The organism is Pseudomonas psychrophila, assembly GCF_001043005.1.
Classification (GTDB): domain Bacteria; phylum Pseudomonadota; class Gammaproteobacteria; order Pseudomonadales; family Pseudomonadaceae; genus Aquipseudomonas; species Aquipseudomonas psychrophila.
Genome location: NZ_JYKZ01000003.1, coordinates 22,160 through 41,563, shown reverse-complemented (window position 1 = coordinate 41,563; position 19,404 = coordinate 22,160). Strand labels below are relative to the sequence as shown.

At 59.0% G+C, this 19,404-nt stretch carries 15 protein-coding genes; 4 read left to right on the top strand and 11 right to left on the bottom strand.

The annotated features are described in order from the left end of the window. Nucleotides 1–65: 65 nt before the first annotated feature. Together hrpA and aceK are read right to left on the bottom strand one after the other, a co-directional pair. Nucleotides 66–3,977 (bottom strand): ATP-dependent RNA helicase HrpA, encoded by a 3,912-nt coding sequence (hrpA, locus tag TU76_RS09250; RefSeq protein WP_048351530.1) that lies wholly within the window; start codon nucleotides 3,975–3,977, stop codon nucleotides 66–68. Between the two features lie 108 nt (nucleotides 3,978–4,085). Next, nucleotides 4,086–5,807 carry a bifunctional isocitrate dehydrogenase kinase/phosphatase gene (gene aceK, locus TU76_RS09245; protein ID WP_046809875.1) on the bottom strand — a complete coding sequence of 574 codons (1,722 nt, stop codon included), beginning with the start codon at nucleotides 5,805–5,807 and terminating at the stop codon, nucleotides 4,086–4,088. Between the two features lie 138 nt (nucleotides 5,808–5,945). On the opposite strand from aceK, the gene TU76_RS09240 reads away from it, so the two are divergent. Continuing rightward, the gene (locus TU76_RS09240) at nucleotides 5,946–6,839 is read left to right on the top strand and encodes a DMT family transporter (RefSeq protein ID WP_046809876.1); all 894 of its coding nucleotides are present in this window, start codon (nucleotides 5,946–5,948) and stop codon (nucleotides 6,837–6,839) included. A 57-nt stretch (nucleotides 6,840–6,896) separates the two neighbouring features. Here TU76_RS09240 and TU76_RS09235 read toward each other — a convergent pair whose 3' ends face one another. The 3 genes from TU76_RS09235 to cysK form a co-directional block, all read right to left on the bottom strand. Then, nucleotides 6,897–7,760, bottom strand: a complete 864-nt coding sequence (locus tag TU76_RS09235; protein WP_019828723.1) for a DMT family transporter — start codon at nucleotides 7,758–7,760, stop codon at nucleotides 6,897–6,899. Nucleotides 7,761–8,084: 324 nt separating this feature from the next. Further along, entirely contained in the window at nucleotides 8,085–9,023 is a 939-nt protein-coding gene (locus tag TU76_RS09230) for an aspartyl/asparaginyl beta-hydroxylase domain-containing protein (protein ID WP_019828722.1), read from the bottom strand. A gap of 216 nt (nucleotides 9,024–9,239) precedes the next feature. Next, nucleotides 9,240–10,214 carry a cysteine synthase A gene (gene cysK / locus TU76_RS09225; RefSeq protein WP_019828721.1) on the bottom strand — a complete coding sequence of 325 codons (975 nt, stop codon included), beginning with the start codon at nucleotides 10,212–10,214 and terminating at the stop codon, nucleotides 9,240–9,242. 206 nt (nucleotides 10,215–10,420) lie between these two features. Here cysK and TU76_RS09220 point away from each other — a divergent pair, with 206 nt between their 5' ends. Further along, nucleotides 10,421–11,266, top strand: a complete 846-nt coding sequence (locus TU76_RS09220) for an AAA family ATPase (protein ID WP_019828719.1) — start codon at nucleotides 10,421–10,423, stop codon at nucleotides 11,264–11,266. A gap of 21 nt (nucleotides 11,267–11,287) precedes the next feature. Beyond that, on the top strand, nucleotides 11,288–12,466 hold the full coding sequence (locus TU76_RS09215) for a vWA domain-containing protein (protein ID WP_048351529.1): 1,179 nt from the start codon (nucleotides 11,288–11,290) through the stop codon (nucleotides 12,464–12,466). Nucleotides 12,467–12,835: 369 nt separating this feature from the next. Here the strand turns inward: TU76_RS09215 and TU76_RS09210 are convergent, their stop codons facing one another. The 6 genes from TU76_RS09210 to TU76_RS09185 form a co-directional block, all read right to left on the bottom strand. Then, nucleotides 12,836–13,753 (bottom strand): 5-oxoprolinase subunit C family protein, encoded by a 918-nt coding sequence (locus TU76_RS09210; protein WP_048351528.1) that lies wholly within the window; start codon nucleotides 13,751–13,753, stop codon nucleotides 12,836–12,838. Further along, the gene (locus TU76_RS09205; RefSeq protein ID WP_048351527.1) at nucleotides 13,750–14,454 is read right to left on the bottom strand and encodes a 5-oxoprolinase subunit B family protein; all 705 of its coding nucleotides are present in this window, start codon (nucleotides 14,452–14,454) and stop codon (nucleotides 13,750–13,752) included. Before TU76_RS09205 ends, TU76_RS09210 begins: the two co-directional genes overlap by 4 nt. After that, nucleotides 14,451–15,203, bottom strand: a complete 753-nt coding sequence (locus TU76_RS09200) for a 5-oxoprolinase subunit PxpA (protein ID WP_048351526.1) — start codon at nucleotides 15,201–15,203, stop codon at nucleotides 14,451–14,453. Before TU76_RS09200 ends, TU76_RS09205 begins: the two co-directional genes overlap by 4 nt. A 182-nt stretch (nucleotides 15,204–15,385) precedes the next feature. Further along, nucleotides 15,386–15,919: a DUF2937 family protein gene (locus TU76_RS09195; RefSeq protein WP_048351525.1), complete on the bottom strand. Its 534-nt coding sequence runs from the start codon at nucleotides 15,917–15,919 to the stop codon at nucleotides 15,386–15,388. 12 nt (nucleotides 15,920–15,931) lie between these two features. After that, a complete protein-coding gene (locus tag TU76_RS09190) occupies nucleotides 15,932–16,708 on the bottom strand; it encodes a class II glutamine amidotransferase (RefSeq protein ID WP_046809797.1) in 777 nt (258 codons plus the stop codon). A 36-nt stretch (nucleotides 16,709–16,744) separates the two neighbouring features. After that, on the bottom strand, nucleotides 16,745–17,239 hold the full coding sequence (locus TU76_RS09185; RefSeq protein ID WP_037032736.1) for a hypothetical protein: 495 nt from the start codon (nucleotides 17,237–17,239) through the stop codon (nucleotides 16,745–16,747). A 101-nt stretch (nucleotides 17,240–17,340) separates the two neighbouring features. Between TU76_RS09185 and TU76_RS09180 the strand changes: the two genes are divergently transcribed. Then, nucleotides 17,341–19,386: a S9 family peptidase gene (locus tag TU76_RS09180; RefSeq protein ID WP_048351524.1), complete on the top strand. Its 2,046-nt coding sequence runs from the start codon at nucleotides 17,341–17,343 to the stop codon at nucleotides 19,384–19,386. The last annotated feature ends 18 nt before the right edge of the window (nucleotides 19,387–19,404 follow it).

Genomic DNA, 19,404 nt, shown 5'->3' with positions numbered 1-19,404 from the left:
CGCGAGCAGGCTCGCTCCCACAGGGGGCCTTGGCCGGTAACAAGGCATCCCGTTATCAGTGGCCTCTATGCGTCCACCGCACTCCACTGCTTGCTCAGGCGCTTGTCCGAAATAGGCACCTTGGTGCCCAGTTGCTGGCCGAACAACGATACGCGGTATTCCTCCAGCCACCAGCGGTACAGCTCAAGCTGCGGGTCGCGTTTGCCTTCCTGGGCATGCTTGGTGGCACGGGCTTGATACTGCGCCCACAACCCGCTGAGCTCACCACTCCAGACCCGGTCTTTCTGCACCTGGCCCGGCAGTTTTTCGAGGCGCATTTCTATCGCCTTGAGGTAGCGCGGCAGCTCCTTGAGCCACAGGGCCGGAGTTTCGCGGACAAACCCCGGATACACCAGGTGGCTCAACTGCTGCTTGATGTCATTCAGGGCAACGGCCTGGGCCAGATCGATCTTGCCCTTGAAACGCTTTTGCAGACCGTGCCAAAGCTTGAGGATATCCAGCGTCAGTCTGGCCAGTTTTTCCGCATGCTCGGTCCAGGCACCACGCTTGCGCTCGGCAAGCGACGCCAGCCCGGCGCCATCACGGGGCAATACCGCTTCGCCTTCAAGGATGCAGCTGTCGAGGCTGGCCAGCAGAATGTCCTCAACCAGGCTTTCAACCCGGCCCAGTTCGCGGTATAGCAAGCCCAGCTCGGTCAGCCCCGGCAATTTGCCGCGCAGGAACTTCGCGGGTTCAGCCAGTTGTTGCATCAACAAACGCTGCAACGCACGGCGATGCTGATACTCAGCCTCGGCCGGGGTCGAAAAGCGTCCTTCCTTGACCGTGTTGCCCTCTTCCACCAGCGCCGGGTAAACCGTCATCGACAGGCCCGCGATCTTCTGCTGGGTCTTTTCGGCAACCGGGGCGAACACCTTGGCCTCGACCGGCAGCTGGTTCTTGGCTGTTTGCGGTACGGCCAGTGCCGCCTGGCTGGCCTGGGCGAAGCGCGCCGTCAACTCGGCCAGATCACGGCCTTCGCCCAGGAACTTGCCGTCCGCGTCGACCACTTCAATGTTCATCTTCAGGTGATTCTCGACCTGCAGCGCGGCTTCTGCCCACGCCTCGTCACTCACCCGTGCGCCCGTCATGCGCAGCAGTTCTCGGCCCAGGGTCTGCGGCAGTGAGCCTTGAGCAAACTCCATGCGCTCCAGGGCCGCCTTGATGAAGTCAGGCACCGGTACAAAGTTTTTGCGCAACGCCTTGGGCAAACTGCGCACCAGAGCAATGCACTTGGCTTCGATCATGCCGGGCACCAGCCATTCCAAGCGCTCGGGCGGCAATACCGGCAGCAGCGGCGCAGGCACCTTGACCGTCACCCCGTCACGGGGGTGGTTGGGCTCAAAGTGATAGCTCAGCTCAAGGGTCAAATCACCCAAGTGCAGAGTGTCCGGATAATGCCTGGCGGTGATTTCAGTGGCTTCGCGGGCCAGCACGTCTTCTTCGCGCATGATCAACAGCTGCGGGTCTTTCTGACTGTTAACCCGGTACCAGCTGTCAAAGGTCGCGGTTTGATGAATCTCGGCGGGCAGACGGGCGTCATAGAACGCATACAGGGTTTCTTCGTCGGCCAGGATATCCCGACGACGGGCCTTGGCCTCCAGCTCGTCGAGCTGCTCCAGCAACTGCGCATTGGCAGTCAGGCACTTGGCACGGGACTGAATCTCGCCTCGCACCAACCCTTCTCGGATAAACAGCTCACGGGACATCACGGGGTCAATCGGCCCGTAGTGCACGGCACGGCGGCCGACCACGATCAGGCCGAACAAGGTGATTTGCTCGTAAGCCACCACTTGCCCGCGCTTCTTCTCCCAGTGCGGTTCGAAATAATTCTTTTTGATCAAATGCCCGGCCAGCGGCTCGATCCAGTCAGGTTCGATCTTGGCCACCATGCGCGCATACAGCTTGGTGGTTTCTACCAGTTCAGCAGTCATCAACCACTGCGGGCGTTTTTTACCCAGGCCAGAGGAAGGATGAATCCAGAACCGGCGCTGACGCGCGCCCAGGTAATCGCCGTCTTCGGTTTTTTGACCGATCTGGCTCAGCAAACCGGACAGCACCGCCTTGTGCAATTTCGGGTAGTCGGCCGGCTCTTGGTTGACCGTGAGCTGCATGTCACGGCAGATCAGGCTCAACTGACGATGGGAATCACGCCACTCGCGCAACCGCAGGTAATTGAGGAAGTTCTTGCGACACCAGTTGCGCAACGGGCTGGCTGTCAGGGCCTGGCGTTGCTCTTCAAAACCACGCCAGACGTTGATCAAACCAGCGAAATCGGAGTCAACATCTTTCCATTGTGCGTGGGCCTGATCCGCCGCTTGTTGACGCTCAGGCGGACGTTCACGCGGGTCTTGCACCGACATCGCACTGGCGACAATCAACACTTCCTGCAAGCTGCCCAGCTTGGCGGCTTCGAGCAGCATACGACCCATGCGCGGGTCCACCGGCAAGCGCGCCAGCTGGCGTCCCAGCGGGGTCAGCTGATTTTCACGGTTCACTGCCGACAACTCTTGCAGCAGGTTGAATCCGTCGGTGATCGCCTTGCCATCTGGCGGCTCGATAAACGGAAACGCCGTAATCTCGCCCAGACGCAAGTTCAGCATCTGCAGGATTACTGCCGCAAGGTTGGTACGCAAAATCTCCGGATCGGTAAACTCCGGGCGACCGTTAAAGTCTTCTTCAGCGTACAAACGTACGCAAATCCCGGGCTCGACTCGACCACAACGGCCTTTGCGCTGGTTGGCACTGGCCTGGGAAATCGCCTCGATCGGCAAACGCTGCACTTTGGCCCGATAGCTGTAACGGCTGATACGTGCAGTACCACTGTCGATCACATAGCGAATACCAGGCACCGTCAGCGACGTTTCGGCCACGTTGGTGGCCAGCACCACACGGCGCCCCGGGTGGGACTGGAAAATCCGCTGTTGTTCGGCAGGTGACAGCCGCGCATACAAAGGCAGGATTTCGGTGTGCTTGAGCTGGGCCTTGCGCAGCATGTCGGCGGCATCGCGAATCTCGCGCTCTCCGGGCAGAAACACCAGCACGTCGCCCGGGCTTTTGCGCTCGCTGCGTTCGAAGGCTGCAATCTCGTCCAGGGTGGCAATGATGGCCTGATCGACACTCAGGTCTTCTTCGACATTGTTGCCCTCTTCGTCCTGCTCGGAGGTCAGCGGGCGATACCAGGTTTCGACCGGGAAGGTACGGCCCGACACTTCGACGATGGGTGCGTCATTGAAGTGTTTGGAGAAGCGCTCCAGATCGATGGTCGCCGAAGTGATGATGACTTTCAGGTCTGGACGGCGCGGCAGCAGAATCTTCAGATAGCCCAGCAGGAAGTCGATGTTCAGGCTGCGTTCGTGGGCTTCGTCGACGATGATCGTGTCATAGCGTTCGAGATAGCGGTCGTGCTGGGTTTCGGCCAGCAGGATACCGTCGGTCATCAGCTTGACCAGGGTATTGGAGTCGCTCTGATCCTCAAACCGTACCTGATAGCCGACCAAAGCACCCAGGGGCGTACCCAGTTCTTCGGCCACACGGCTCGCGACACTGCGCGCAGCAATCCGGCGTGGCTGGGTGTGGCCGATCAGGCCGTGCTGACCACGGCCGATTTCAAGGCAGATTTTCGGCAACTGGGTGGTTTTGCCCGAACCGGTCTCACCCGCCAGAATCAGCACCTGATGCTTGAGCAATGCTGCCTTGATCTCATCGCGCTTGGCGGCAATCGGCAGGTTTTCGTCATAGCGAATCAACGGCACACTGGCCGCCCGCGCGGTCACCTGCGCACAGGACGCCTGCACCCGCTCGGCCCAGACGGCCAGCTTGGCCTCGTCAGGCTTTTTGCGCAGCTCATGCAGTTGCCGCCGCAGCTTATGGCGATCGGCAATCATGGCTTGATCAAGGTTTTTCAACAGTTGGTCGATAGCAGGCGATTCGTCAGTCATCAGGTACGCAGAATTCTTCGTAAATGCAGGGGGCGGATTGTCGCAGATTTGGGCTCTACAGACACGGGGATAACGGTGGGCGCGGGCATGCCCGCGCCCACACAATCATCAGGCTGCGTCCAGTCCCTTGCGCCTGTAGGGAAACACATCAATCACCTTGCCCTCCAAAATCGCCGCTTGCAGGCTTTTCCAGTAATCGGCGTCGTAGATTTCGCCGTGCAGCTCGTTAAACAGGCGGCGCTGCCCTGCATCGGCGAACAGGAACGGCGGAAACTCTTCGGGGAACACGTCCAACGGGCCGATGGAGTACCAGGGCTCACTGGCCATTTCGTCTTCAGGGGTCCGCGGCTGCGGGATATGTCGGAAGTTGGCCTCGGTCAGGTAACAGATTTCGTCGTAGTCATAGAACACCACGCGCCCATGGCGGGTGACACCGAAGTTTTTCAGCAGCATGTCACCGGGAAAAATGTTGGCCGCAGCCAGTTGCTTGATCGCCAGCCCGTAATCGTCCAGCGCTTCGCGGATTTGCGCGCTGTTGGCGTTTTCCAGATACAGATTGAGCGGAGTCATGCGTCGCTCGGTCCAGCAGTGGCGAATCAATACGTTATCGCCTTCAACCACCACGGTTGAAGGCGCGACTTCCAGCAACTCGGCCAGGCACTCGGGCTCGAATTTGCTCAACGGGAAGCGAAAGTCGGCGAACTCCTGGGTATCCGCCATGCGCCCTACCCGGTCGACACTTTTTACCAGTCGGTACTTTTCAATCACCGTGGCGCGACTGACGTTTTTCGACGGTGAAAAGCGGTCCTTGATCAGTTTGAACACCGTGTTGAACCCTGGCAGGGTGAACACCGTCATGACCATGCCGCGCACCCCGGGCGCCATGACAAAGCGGTCGTCGGTGGTCGCCAGATGATTGATAAGCGCCCGGTAAAACTCGGACTTGCCGTGTTTGTAAAAGCCGATCGAGGTGTACAGCTCAGCCACATGCTTGCCGGGCAGGATGCGTTTGAGAAAGCCGATGAACTCTGCAGGCACCGGCACATCCACCATGAAATACGAGCGGGTGAACGAAAAGATGATCGACACTTCGGCCTCGTCGGTGATCAGCGCATCAATCTGGACCCCCTGACCTTCACGGTGCAGCAAAGCGATCGCCAACGGCCATTGCTCGTCGCGTGTATATAGACGCCCCACCAGATACGCACCCTTGTTGCGGTACAGCACTGACGAAAACAGCTCGATGCTCAACTGCGGGTCTTTACACACCCAATCCGGCAGGTTTTCGCGCAAGAGTGTTTCGAGCCGGTGCAGGTCGCCCGGCAAGTCGGCGTAAGGCTCATCGAAGGCAAAATCGGAAAAAATTTGCGCCAGCGCCTGATTCAATTGCCCGGCAGGCCGATAGGTGCGGGTTTGCGCGGCGCGGGCCTGACGCAAAGCGGGTCGGGTGGTGTGAATAAACATACAGCCATCGCTGATCAGGTCATGACTGAACAGGCTGCAAAAGGTCGAGTTGTACCAGGTCTCGGCCAGCTCATCGTCAAAGCGCAAATCTATAAGCCGGATATAAGCACTTTTGACCCGCGGCCATTGATCAGCATCCAGCAAATCCTGACCGGCAAAGGTGCTGCGCAAAGCCTGGCTGATTTCACTGACTTTATGCTCGTACAGATTGATCCGTGCGGCCGAGGCAAGCTGTGCGGCTTGCCACAACGCCCCTTCAAACCGGGCACGGGCGCCTTCGGTGATCTGGCGAAAGTGCTCGCGGTAATCATCGAAGCCATCGAGGATCATCTGAGCAATAGCGGCCGCCGGCCAGGAGTGGGGCATGGTGGAACCTCTGCACAGCTGTCGGTGAGGGTTTTGTTACACGCCTGAGCTTAGTGGCCAATTGTTAGCAGGCGCAACCATTGCCTTGCGCGCAGCATCCCCTACACTGCGCGGCTTAAACCTTGTAAGGAAAATCCCGTGAGACTTGTCGATTTGGTGCGCATGCTGTCGTTGGCAGGCATTTGGGGCGCCAGCTTTCTGTTTATGCGGATCATTGCACCAGTACTGGGGACTATTCCTACCGCATTCTTTCGGGTCTCCATCGCCGCTACCGGCCTGGTGGTTATTCTGGCGCTGATGCGCGTGCGCTGGGATTTCGGTGGCAAGCTCAAGGTCATTCTGATTCTGGGGGTGATCAACTCCGGGGTTCCGGCCACCCTCTATTCAGTGGCGGCTCAGGTATTGCCTGCCGGTTACTCGTCCATTTTCAACGCGACCACCCCGTTGATGGGCGTGTTGATTGGCGGGCTGTTTTTCAGCGAAAAACTGACCCTGACCAAAATGGCCGGGGTATTTCTGGGGTTGCTCGGTGTCGGTATTTTGACCCGGGCCGGGCCAGTTGCTTTCAATATGGACTTGCTGATGGGCGCCCTCGCCTGCCTGCTGGCTACCACCTTTTATGGCTTTGCCGGTTTTCTGGCGCGCCGCTGGCTGGATCAGCAAGGCGGTCTTGACCCACGGCTTTCGGCGCTGGGCAGCATGCTGGGTGCAACCCTGTTCCTGTTGCCGCTGTTTGGGCTGAGCGTGATGAATCAGCCACCCGTGAGCTGGGGCGGAATGAGTGTGTGGTTATCGTTGCTGGGGCTGGGCCTGGTGTGTACGGCGTTTGCCTACATCCTGTACTTCCGTTTACTGACCAGCATTGGCCCGGTCAAATCCATGACCGTGACGTTCATGATCCCGCCGTTTGGCGTGCTATGGGGCGCGCTGTTCCTGGGTGAGCCGCTGTCGATGGCCCACCTGTATGGCGGGCTGCTGATCGCTGTGGCGCTGTGGCTGGTGCTCAAGCCTGCGGCCAGACAACCAGCCTGAGCCTTTCCACCCGTAGCAGCTGCCGAGGTACGAAGGCTGCTACGGGTCTTGGTTTACTCAGCGGGTTTTACGGAACACAAACATCAGCCCGACGATAATCATGGCCATCCCGAGCACACTTAACGCTGCCAGTTTATTGCCGAAAAACAGGTAGTCCATGATCGCGGTCACGGCGGGAACCAGATAGAACAGGCTGGTGACGTTGACCAGATTGCCCCTGGCAATCATCCGGTACAGCAGCAAGGTTGCCAGCACCGACACCACCAGCCCCATCCACAACACCGGCACCACAAAGCCCGCACTGTGTTCGAAGTGAAACGGCTGGAACGGCACAAACACCGCGCACACCAGCAAACCGGCAAGGTATTGCAACGGCAGCGTGCCCAGCGGGTTCTGGGTGATGCGTTTTTGCATCAAAGTCCCTGCCGTCATGCTGGCAAGTGCCAACAGGGCAAACAACATCCCGGCCCACGACAAACCCGCCAGACCGATGCTCTGGTACACCACCAGAACCAGCCCGGCAAGCCCCAGCAACAACCCGAGGGAACGGCTGAAGGAGTGTTTACGCTCCATGATCACAGCCGTGAGAATCGGCTGCACGCCCATAACGGTGGCCATCACTCCGGGGGTCACTTTCAGGTCCAGCGCCAGCAGATAAAAGATCTGGTAAGCGGCCAGCAACACCACACCCGTAGCCATGGCATAACTGATCGCCCTGACGCCACGGGGCATCTGAAACTTCATCAACGGAATGATCAGCACCAATGCCATCAGGGCGATGGCGAAACGCATCAACAAAAAGGCAAAGGGCGAGGCGTGAGCCAGCCCCCACTTGGAGAAAATCGCACCGCTGCTCCACAGCAGTACGAACAGACACGTGGAAGCAGCCGCCATCGCGGACTCTTTAGAAATCAAAAACATGGAAAGCACCTGTCATCAGGCCAAAAAAGCCGACTCAGCCGAAGCTGAAGTTCAATGGTTTTTTAGACGGGTACGGGCAGCCGAACGATCAGCTCAGCCCGCAACAACACCCGGTGGCGATACGGCGACGTACGCCACAGTGCGGCTGACAGGAGGGGGGTAGTGACTGATCTGCGCAGGCTGTTGGTTCCCGCACGGCACGACGCCAGCAGTGACTGCTGAATCGACGACGCTATGTGCAAAGGAAACCGGCATGGGCTGATCTTTTTGAAGAGGATTAACGAGCGCCGACTATAACCAGCGCCCGATACAAATTGCAACGACTTAACCGAACAACCACCGCCATAGCACTACCAGCACCAGCACGGCCAGGATCGGGCGGGCGATGCGGTACAGCTTGGGATTACGGCGCTTCCACTGCTTGACCACGCCGCTGAAGCGGTCGCTGAAGGTTTTGCTCCAGGCATAGGCCTTGTTGATCCCGCCTACGCGCTCGTCATCGAGGTTCTGCGGCGCCGTGGCTTTGCCCAGTTGTGCGCTGACCCAGCGGTTGACGCGGGTCATGAAGGGGCTGGAGAGCGGTCGTTCGATATCGCAAAACAGGATGACCCGAGTGATGTCGGTTTCATTCTTGACCCAATGCACATAGGTCTCGTCGAACATCACGTCTTCACCATCGCGCCATGCGTACTCCTCGCCATCGACGAAAATACGGCAGGCATCCGAGTTGGGAGTCGACAGCCCCAGGTGATAACGCAGCGATCCGGCAAACGGGTCACGGTGCGGATTGAGGTGACTGCCGCCCGGCAGCAAGGCAAACATTGCGCCTTTGACATTGGGGATGCTGTTGACCAGCTCAACGGTTTTCGGGCACAGCAACTCGGCCGATGGCAGCGCTTTGTCGTACCACTTGAGGTAAAAACGCTTCCAGCCTTTTTTGAAGAACGAGCCAAAGCCGGCGTCGTTGTTTTTTTCTGCGGCGCGAATATAGCCTTCATCGAACAGATGCATGGCTTCTTCGCGGATCGCTTGCCAGTTGTCCTTGAGGACATCCAGCTCGGGAAACTTGCTGCGGTCCAGGTACGGCTTGGACGGCACGCCGGAGAACAGGTACATCAAGGCGTTGTAGGGTGCAAAGAACGCTGAGTGGTTGACGAACTGACGTAACACCGGCAACCGTGCCTTGCCGCGAAAATGCACGTAAAGGATGCTGCCGACAAACAGCAGTATGAGCCCGGCCTTGATGGCGAAGGATAAGGTCATGCAACAACTCCTCGAAAATACCGTGCGGCACCAATAGCCCGACGTGGCAGCCGGCCATGATAAACACTACCGGCGCAGGACAAAACCCGCGTATTCCAACAATCAGTCTTAAGTAATACGTAACAGCGCTTTTTTAGCATAAGCCGTGAGAAAGAGGCTTGATGTGGGTCAGCCAAAAACTGTAGCCGCTGGCGCAAGCGGCTACAGCGTAGTGTGTTACTGGTGCAGCTCCTGTTCGCTGAACATGTCGCTGAACAGAAAGCTCGACAAGTAGCGCTCACCCGAGTCGGGGAGGATCACGACGATGGTTTTGCCTTGCATTTCCGGGGTCTCTGCCAGACGTACCGCCACGGCCATGGCCGCGCCACTGGAGATACCGCACAAAATGCCCTCTTCCTGCATCAGGCGCAGGGCCATGGCCTTGGACTCGTCATCGCTGACCAGTTCAACTTTGTCGAGGATCGACAGGTCGAGGTTTTTCGGTACAAAACCGGCGCCGATGCCCTGGATCTTGTGGGGAGAAGGTTTGATTTCTTCCCCTGCCAGCGACTGAGTGATCACCGGCGAGGTGATAGGCTCGACCGCAACCGACAGGATCGGCTTGCCCTGGGTGTGTTTGATATAGCGCGAAACGCCGGTAATCGTACCGCCGGTACCGACGCCAGAAACCAGCACATCAACCCCGCCATCGGTGTCGTTCCAGATTTCCGGGCCGGTGGTCTTCTCGTGAATCGCCGGGTTGGCCGGGTTTTCGAATTGTTGTGGCATATAGTATTGCGCGGGATCGCTGGCCTGGATCTCGGTGGCCTTTTCGATGGCGCCTTTCATGCCCTTCGCGGGCTCCGTCAGCACCAACTCGGCGCCCAGCGCCTTGAGCACTTTGCGCCGCTCGATGCTCATCGACGAAGGCATGGTCAACACCATTTTATAACCCCGCGCCGCCGCCACAAACGCCAGGCCGATACCGGTGTTGCCCGAGGTCGGCTCGATGATGGTCATACCCGGTTTGAGCAAGCCCCGGCTTTCGGCATCCCAGATCATGTTGGCGCCGATCCGGCACTTCACCGAATAGCCCGGGTTACGGCCTTCGATCTTGGCCAGGATAGTCACGCCACGCGGTGCAATGCTGTTGATCTGCACTAAAGGCGTGTTACCGATGGATTGGGCGTTATCTGCAAAAATGCGGCTCATGGCGGGGTCCTTATGCACCTTTTGGGAAGATCCCAAGGGTAGGCCTCACGTTCCCATGCGTCCAGTCATGACGTGACGCTTCATTCAGAGACTGAATGGTGCGTCTGCGTTCAAGTTCGGCGGGCGGCGCGTTATAGTCGGACATACTTTTCAGTTCTCCCGCCCTGCCCCTTGCAGGGCCCGGGTCATGGTTTGAGGAATAGCAAATGAAGTTTGAAGGCACTCGCGCCTATGTGGCCACCGATGACCTGAAGCTGGCGGTCAACGCAGCTATCACCCTGGAGCGCCCACTGTTGGTCAAGGGCGAGCCTGGTACCGGCAAGACCATGCTGGCCGAGCAACTGGCTGAATCCTTTGGCTGCAAGCTGATCACCTGGCATATCAAGTCCACGACCAAGGCCCATCAGGGCCTGTATGAGTACGACGCTGTCAGCCGCCTGCGCGACTCGCAACTGGGCGTCGACAAGGTGCACGATGTTCGCAATTACCTGAAAAAGGGCAAGTTGTGGGAAGCCTTCGAGGCCCAAGAGCGGGTCATCCTGCTGATCGACGAAATCGACAAGGCCGACATCGAGTTCCCCAACGACTTGCTGCAAGAACTCGACAAGATGGAGTTCTACGTTTACGAGACGGATGAAACGATCAAGGCCAAGGTGCGCCCGATCATCATCATTACCTCCAATAATGAAAAAGAGCTGCCGGACGCTTTCTTGCGGCGCTGCTTCTTCCACTACATCAACTTCCCGGATCGCACCACGCTGCAAAAAATCGTCGATGTTCACTTCCCGAACATCAAGAAAGAGCTGGTCAGCGAAGCCCTGGACGTCTTTTTCGACGTACGCAAAGTGCCTGGCTTGAAGAAAAAACCTTCGACCTCAGAGCTGGTGGATTGGCTCAAGTTGCTGATGGCCGACAATATCGGCGAAGCGGTATTACGCGAACGCGATCCGACCAAGGCCATTCCGCCCCTGGCCGGTGCGCTGGTGAAAAACGAGCAGGACGTGCAATTGCTTGAGCGCCTGGCGTTTATGAGCCGTCGCCCCAATCGCTGATTTTTCAAGAAGGCGATAAGCATGCTGCTTAATCTGTTCAATGAAATGCGTGCGGCCAAGGTGCCGGTTTCAGTGCGTGAGCTGCTGGACCTGATCAACGCCCTGAAAAACCGCGTGACCTTCGCCGACATGGACGAGTTTTATTACCTGGCGCGTACGATTCTGGTGAAGGACGAACGCCATTTCGACAAGTTCGACCGGGCCTTTGGCGCCTACTTCAATGGCTTGCAAAACCTCAACGAGCACCTTGAGGCCCTGATCCCCGAAGACTGGCTGCGCAAGGAGTTCGAGCGCTCGCTGAGCGACGAGGACCGCGCGCAACTCCAGTCCCTGGGCGGGCTGGACAAGCTGATCGAGGCATTCAAGCAACGTCTTGAGGAACAAAAGGAACGCCATGCCGGTGGCAACAAATGGATCGGCACGGGCGGCACCAGCCCGTTCGGTTCGGGTGGCTATCACCCTGAGGGCATACGCGTGGGGGATGCGGGTGCGCGACAGGGCAAGGCCGCCAAAGTCTGGGAACAGCGCGAGTACAAGAACCTCGACGATCAGGTCGAGCTGGGCACGCGCAATATCAAGGTCGCGTTGCGGCGCCTGCGCAAGTTTGCCCGCCAGGGCGCGGCGCAGGAGCTGGATATCGACAGCACCATCGACCACACCGCACGGGACGCTGGCCTGCTGAACATTCAGATGCGCCCCGAACGGCGCAACAACATCAAGCTGCTGTTGCTGTTCGACATCGGCGGCTCGATGGACTCCCATGTGAAGATCTGCGAAGAGTTGTTTTCGGCCTGCAAGACCGAGTTCAAGCATCTGGAGTACTACTACTTTCACAACTTCATTTATGAGTCGGTGTGGAAGAACAACCAGCGCCGCCAGGTTGAGCGCATCTCGACCCAGGATCTGCTGAACAAGTACGGGGCCGATTACAAAGTGATTTTTATCGGCGACGCAGCGATGGGGCCATACGAAATCACCCACGCCGGGGGCAGTGTCGAGCACTGGAACGAAGAGCCGGGTTACACGTGGATGCAGCGTTTTATGGAGAAGTACAAAAAACTGGTCTGGATCAACCCGTATCCCAAGGACACGTGGAACTACACGGCCTCGATCGGGATCGTGCGTGACCTGATAGAAGACCGTATGTACCCGCTGACCCTTGAGGGGCTGGGAGACGGGATGCGGTTTTTGGCGAAGTAATGAACCTTGTAGATACTCTGTTGCCAACCGGCCTGTTTAGAGAAATGTGCTTCGCTAAACAGGTCGGCCTGTAGGCCGCCTCGCCCAGGCTCGGTGGTTCCCTCACTCCGGCACTGTCTTGGGCATTCGCGTCGTCTGGACATTCGTGTGGCTCCAGCAAAAGCAAAATGCATCGCAGACGTCACAGAACCCTACGAAAAACGGTTTAGCGCCAACATACAAGCCGCTGCCGCAGGCTGCGATGGGCAGCGCAGCGCAGCGGCTACAGAGATACTTCAAGCGTGGGAGCGAGCCTGCTCGCGAATGATCTTCGCGAGCAGGCTCGCTCCCACTGGGGCTTGACCTGGAACAGAGTATCTACAAAGTGATTCAGCCGAACCGTTGCATAAACCCCACCATCTGACGCTGCGCAGCCTCTTGCGTGGTCGGGCGCAGGGCCACGCCCTCCCCCGGCAAGCACTGGGCCAGTCGCGCCAGCGCCAATGGCGTCAATGCCCCCAGTCGCGGGTAACCCCCAATGGTCTGGCGATCGTTGAGCAGCACAATCGGCTGACCATCGGGCGGTACTTGAATCGCGCCCAGCGGTATCCCTTCTGAAATCATCGGTGCACCTTGATAGACCAGTGCGGGGCCCAGTAAACGGATGCCCATGCGATCGGCACGGGTGTCCAGTGTCCACGGGCTGTTGAAGGCATCAAACGTACTTTGGCCACTGAAGGCACCGATTTGCGCCCCCAATACCACGTCCAGCCCGGGGTTGGGACTGAACACGGGTTGCTGCTCACTGGCCAGTTCGCGCAACGGCTGCGCATGCCCGTTAAAACTCAGTTCATCGCCTGCCGCCAACCCACGGCCAAAGCCGTCCGGTCCGCCCAGTTGTTCGCGGGCCACAGTGGCGCAGCTGCCCAATACTTGAGGCGCTGCAATCCCCCCAGGAGCGGCCAGATAAGCCCGGGCACCGAGCAGCGGCTGGCTTAATGTCAGGGTCTGGCCTTGTTTCAGGGCAAAACTGCGCCAAGGCTTCAGCACCTGACCGTCCACAGTGGCCGCAAGGTCGGCGCCCGCCAGTGCCAGAGTGCAATCGTCTTGCGCGACAAGGCTCAAGCCACCCAGGGTGATTTCGATCACAGCCGCATCCGGCGAATTACCCAATAGCCAGTTTGCCCACGCCATCGACAGCCAGTCCGCGGCACCGCCCTGGGTCACGCCCAAATGCCGCACGCCAAACCGCCCGCAGTCTTGCAACAGACACAACGGGGTGCTGGCCTTAATCAGTAAACGGCTCATGCCAGTGCCTCCTGAGGGGTGTCATCGCCGCCCAGACGGATGAATTCAGCGCGGGACACAGGCTCAAACCGAACCGTGTCGCCGGGTTGCATCAGGCTGTAGCCATCCCGCTCGCGGTCAAACAGTGCGCTGGGTGTACGCCCCACCAGGTTCCAGCCACCGGGGGATTGCGCCGGATAGGCCGCGGTCTGGCGCTCGGCAATGCCGACGCTTCCGCTGGCGACGCGTTTTCGCGGAGTATTCAGGCGCGGCGCGGCCAGGGCTTCTTCGACCAGGCCCATAAAGGCGAAACCCGGGGCAAAACCCAGCGCAAACACCTGATACTCATGCGCGCTGTGACGACGGATAACTTCACTTACCGGGCAACTTGCGCGCTGGGCCAGTAACGTAAGCTCCGGGCCCACGCTCAAGTCGTACCACACCGGCAGAACATGGCACTGGCCAAGGTTTTGGGTTTGCGGGCGCAGGTCCGTCAGCGCCTGGGCGATCAACTCGCGAGCCTCAACCGGGCTCAGCGCCAGCCCGTCGTAATGCACCATCAGGGTGGTGTAGGACGGCACCAGATCGATCAGGTTTCCGGCAAAGCTGGCCCGCAGGCGCTCGCTGGCCGCCAGCATCCAGGGCATGTTGGCTTCGGCAATCTCATCGAACAAACGCAGCATCAAGCAATCGATCGCCACCACTTCGATACGCGGCTTCATGCCTGCGCCTGCTGACTCAAGGCATCGCGAATACGCTGCACCGCAGCCACTGAACTGGCGTTATCGCCATGTACACACAGAGTATTGGCGTGCAGGTGCAAGGCGCTGCCATCACTGGCAACCAGAGCCTTGCCCGCCGCGATGGTCAGGGCCTGCTGCACGATGACATCGGCTTCGTGGTGCACGGCACCCGGCAACTGTCGGGAGACCAAACGCCCGGCGCTGTCGTAAGCCCGGTCGGCAAAAGCTTCGAACCACAGGGTCACGCCGAACTCATCACCGATGGCCTGCGCGGCGCTGTTATCCCGCGTGGCCATCAGCATCAGCGGCAACGTTGAGTCATAAGCGGCCAGGGCCTGAATCACTGCCCGCAGTTGCGCGGGATTGGCCATCATGTCGTTGTACATCGCGCCATGCGGTTTGACGTAGCTGACCCGCGCGCCCTGAGCACGGCAAATACCGTCCAGTGCACCGATCTGATAGTGCAGAAGGTCCTGCAGCTCTTGCGCCGAGTAGGCCATCGAGCGGCGACCGAAGCCGGCCAGGTCCTGATACGCCGGGTGGGCACCGATTTTCACGTTGTGCGCCAGGGCCAGCGCTACGGTTTTGCGCATGATGCTCGGATCGCCGGCGTGAAAACCGCAAGCAATGTTGGCGCAATCGATAAACGGCATGACGTCGGCATCCAGGCCCATGGTCCAGCTGCCGAAACTCTCACCAATGTCGCAATTCAATAACAGGCGGCTCACGATGATGCTCCTGTGGTCTTTTTATAGTTTAGGTGTGAGCCATTTTTCGACAGGCGCACGCCGTTCGTCCAACTAATAAAAGCCGGACTCGGGCATAAAAAAAAGTTGATTGCTTCTGTGGGAGCGAGCTTGCTCGCGAAAGTCGCCGGGGATTTTCGCGAGCAGGCTCGCTCCCACAACGCCTAAAAGCTGCGCTCGCGGCGGGCAATGCGTTCGCGCTGGCGTTTGCCGCCCAGCACGACCCAATCCACGAGCCGCACGAACCCTTCAATGATGAAGGAGAACAACAAGGCGCCCGCCATGGCCCAGCCGATAGCACTCGGGGACAGCAAAACCTGATAGGTGTAACTGTCGGCGGTTTCCTGGCGGATGGCCGGGTCAGCGGCATAGGCCACCTGCAGGGCGCGCATGTACCACGGGCCTTGCATGGCCTGGAACTGTTCATCAAGCAGACGCTGGCGGTTCAGCAAGGTGCCCAGGCTGGTGGCATCGCTGCGAAAGACCGGGTCGTCGCTGGCCTGGTAATGCGCCACCAACGCGTGCAGGTCGCCCTTGAAAAACTGGTTGGCGGTGTTCTGGAAACCCACCAGCCCGGTCTGGGCCTCGATCAGATGAGCTTCGACGCGATTGGCGTAGTCATTGATAAAGCCTGGCACTTGCACACCCATCAACAAACCAATGGTAAACAACACCAACCGCAGGTAGCTCAAGAACATGTGTGCCCATCCTTATTCGGTTGTGCCCTGGCTGACGCATTCGCCGCGTCGCCACAGGCTCCATTGACCCGGCTCATAGCGCGTCCAGGTTTCGTTTTCGGTCAAAGGCTCGGTGGCGATCACGGTGACCACATCGTTGGGCGTGGTTTCGGCCTGAAAATCGACGATCACGTCGACGTCTTTCAGGCGCGCCGGACCAAACGGGGCACGGCGGGTAATGTGCGCCAGCTTGGTCGAGCAGTAGCAAAACAACCAGTCACCGTCGCTGAGCAGGCAGTTGAACACGCCCTTGCTGCGAAACTCGGCGCAGGCTGCTACCAGCACCGGCAGGATGCGTTCGACATCAACCGGCTCGGGGAATGCTTCGCGCACACGGTTGAGCAGATCACAGAACGCCGCTTCGCTGTCGGTGTCGCCAATGGGTCGATAAAAGCGGGTGCTCGGCGACAAATCGGCCAGTTGGCCATTGTGCGCAAAACACCAGTTGCGACCCCACAGCTCGCGAACAAACGGATGAGTATTGGACAGACACACCTTACCCACGTTGGCCTGACGGATATGCCCGATGACCACCTCGCTTTTGATCGGGTAACGCTGCACCAGCAAGGCGACTTCAGAGTCGCAACTGGCGGCCGGGTCCTGGAACAGGCGCAGGCCACGGCCCTCATAGAAGGCAATGCCCCAGCCATCGCGGTGCGGGCCGGTACGCCCGCCACGCTGCATCAGCCCGGTAAAACTGAACACAATATCGGTCGGGACGTTGGCGCTCATGCCCAATAATTCACACACGCTCGCACTCTCGCATTCAGGCTCGACGAAATAGGATTACAACCGCGGCTCGACCCGGGACGGGGCCGATGTTCGCGACGCGCTTTGTGGCACATAACGATCATTGCCCGCCGAGCCGAACGGCTGGTCGTCTTCAGGATCGTGTTTATCGGCGCGTGCTGCTGCGTCGGCTTGCGCCTTGCGGGCCGTGCTGGCGCGCTCGATGGGCCAGCGGATCAGCGCAAATACGGCGTACACACAAAATGCGATGATGGCGTACATCAACAAATCAGAGACGGCACGCCAGGCGTTGTTGCCAACCTTAAAGGCCAGGTCCAGGGCGGTAATCGCCACCGCGGGTGCAAACTGCTCCTTGACGGGATCAATGATGGTGGGACTGAACAGCAGCACGGCCATTAGCACACGCAGCGGTTCGCGCAACCAGCGCCACATGAAGCGGGTCATTCGGCACCATACGAGCAGGCAGCCCAAAGCGGCAAAGGCGTAAAGGCCCCATGCGATCAGATAGTCGTTCTCGGTCATGGTATCCATGGTCGGCAGGCAATGAGACGCTATGATAACGGCTTTTAGACAGTGCGGCTGCAACGCCGTCAGCCCCTCTTCTTTTTCATGCAGGTTTCAGAGAACACTCAATGACCGAATCAGCCTACGCAAATAGCGCCCCTATCGCACATAAAGCAGAGGGTTCAGACCCCTACTCGTGGTTGCAAAATCGCGATAGCGAAGAGGTTCTAGACTACCTAAAAGCTGAAAACAGCTATCAGGAAGTGCAGTTGGCCGACCAGGCCACATTGCGTGAGACGCTGTTTCAAGAGATCAAGGGCCGAATTCGCGAGACTGATCTGTCGCTGCCCTCCCCTTGGGGGCCGTATCTGTATTACACCCGCACCAACGCCGGTGACGAATACCCTCGCCATTACCGCTGCCCGCGCCCGGCCGATGACAGCCAGCAGGTCGACGAAAACGCCGAGCACTTGCTGCTGGACCCGAACGCCTTGGCCGAGGGCGGTTTTATTTCTCTGGGTGCCTTCAGTATCAGCCCGGATCACCAGCGCCTTGCCTATAGCCTGGACACCAGTGGCGAAGAAACCTATCGCCTGTTTGTCAAAGAACTGAGCACCGGCGCAGTCACCGAGCTGCCGTTTGAAGAATGTGATGGCAGCATGACGTGGGCCAACGACAGCCAGACACTGTTTTTTGCCGAACTGGACGACACCCATCGCCCGCACAAACTGTTGCGCCATACCTTGGGCGAGGCAGACGTCCACGAGGTGTTTCATGAGCCGGATGGACGTTTTTTCCTGCATTGCTATCGTTCGAGTTCTGAGCGCCAGCTGATTCTGCTGCTCAACAGCAAAACTACCAGTGAGAGCTGGGTGCTGAACGCCAATCAGCCGCAGCAGGCTTTTAGCTGCCTGGCGCAAAGGGTTGAGGGGCACGACTACAGCGTCGATCACGGCCTGTACGAGGGGCAATGGTCGTGGTTTATTCGCACCAATCAGGACGGAATCAACTTTGCGCTTTACTACGCCTTTGGCGAGGTGCCGACACGCAATGACTGGCAGCGATTGATCGCCCATAGCGACAGCGTGATGCTGGAAGGCTTGAGTTTGAACGCCCAGGCCCTGTGCCTGAGCCTGCGCGAAGGTGGCCTGCCGATCATCGAAGTCCGCCCCAACGGTTTGCCGTCATATCGCGTGCAATTGCCGGACGCAGCCTACAGCCTGTATGTGCAAGACAGCCTGGAATTTGACAGCACGCACATCCGCCTGCGCTATGAGGCGCTGAATCGTCCTGCGCAAGTACGGCAACTGACGCTGAACACTGGCGAACAAGTCGTACTCAAGGAAACCCCGGTGCTGGGGACATTTAATGCCGATGACTATGTCAGCCATCGCCTGTGGGCCACCGCTCCCGATGGCATTCAGGTGCCGATCAGCCTGGTGGTCAAGCGCGACGTGCTGGGCAAGCCTGTGCCGCTTTACCTGTATGGCTACGGCGCCTACGGCGAGAGCCTAGATCCGTGGTTTTCCCACGCCCGCCTGAGCCTGCTGGATCGCGGCGTAGCCTTTGCCATCGCCCACGTACGCGGGGGCGGTGAGCTGGGTGAAGCCTGGTACCGCGCCGGCAAGCAAGAACACAAGCACAACACATTCAGCGACTTTATCGCCTGCGCCGAACACCTGATCGACCAGGGCCTGACCCGTAGCGAACAGCTGGTGATCAGTGGTGGCAGTGCTGGCGGCCTGCTGATTGGCGCAGTGCTCAATCAGCGCCCGGAGCTGTTCAAGGCGGCGATTGCCGAAGTGCCGTTTGTGGATGTGCTCAACACCATGCTCGACCCGGACTTGCCGCTGACCGTCACCGAATACGACGAGTGGGGTAACCCGCAAGAGCCCGAAGTGTATGAACGGATCAAGGCTTACGCACCCTACGAAAACGTCACGGCGCAAGCGTATCCGGCGATGCTGGTGATTGCCGGCTACAACGACAGCCGCGTGCAGTATTGGGAAGCGGCCAAGTGGGTGGCCAAACTTCGCGCCACCAAGACTGACGACAATCTGCTGCTGCTCAAGACTGAGCTGGAGGCTGGCCATGGCGGCATGAGCGGGCGTTATCAGGGTTTGCGCGACGTAGCACTGGAATATGCGTTTGTGTTCAAGGTACTGGGGATTTGACAGCCCCGCGATAACTCC

Bases quoted from the DNA above. Each gene is read 5' to 3' on its own strand.
- hrpA (WP_048351530.1), bottom strand. From the start codon at position 3,977: ATGACTGACGAATCGCCTGCTATCGACCAACTGTTGAAAAACCTTGAT.
- aceK (WP_046809875.1), bottom strand. From the start codon at position 5,807: ATGCCCCACTCCTGGCCGGCGGCCGCTATTGCTCAGATGATCCTCGAT.
- TU76_RS09235 (WP_019828723.1), bottom strand. From the start codon at position 7,760: ATGTTTTTGATTTCTAAAGAGTCCGCGATGGCGGCTGCTTCCACGTGT.
- TU76_RS09230 (WP_019828722.1), bottom strand. From the start codon at position 9,023: ATGACCTTATCCTTCGCCATCAAGGCCGGGCTCATACTGCTGTTTGTC.
- cysK (WP_019828721.1), bottom strand. From the start codon at position 10,214: ATGAGCCGCATTTTTGCAGATAACGCCCAATCCATCGGTAACACGCCT.
- TU76_RS09220 (WP_019828719.1), top strand. From the start codon at position 10,421: ATGAAGTTTGAAGGCACTCGCGCCTATGTGGCCACCGATGACCTGAAG.
- TU76_RS09215 (WP_048351529.1), top strand. From the start codon at position 11,288: ATGCTGCTTAATCTGTTCAATGAAATGCGTGCGGCCAAGGTGCCGGTT.
- TU76_RS09210 (WP_048351528.1), bottom strand. From the start codon at position 13,753: ATGAGCCGTTTACTGATTAAGGCCAGCACCCCGTTGTGTCTGTTGCAA.
- TU76_RS09205 (WP_048351527.1), bottom strand. From the start codon at position 14,454: ATGAAGCCGCGTATCGAAGTGGTGGCGATCGATTGCTTGATGCTGCGT.
- TU76_RS09195 (WP_048351525.1), bottom strand. From the start codon at position 15,919: ATGTTCTTGAGCTACCTGCGGTTGGTGTTGTTTACCATTGGTTTGTTG.
- TU76_RS09185 (WP_037032736.1), bottom strand. From the start codon at position 17,239: ATGGATACCATGACCGAGAACGACTATCTGATCGCATGGGGCCTTTAC.
- TU76_RS09180 (WP_048351524.1), top strand. From the start codon at position 17,341: ATGACCGAATCAGCCTACGCAAATAGCGCCCCTATCGCACATAAAGCA.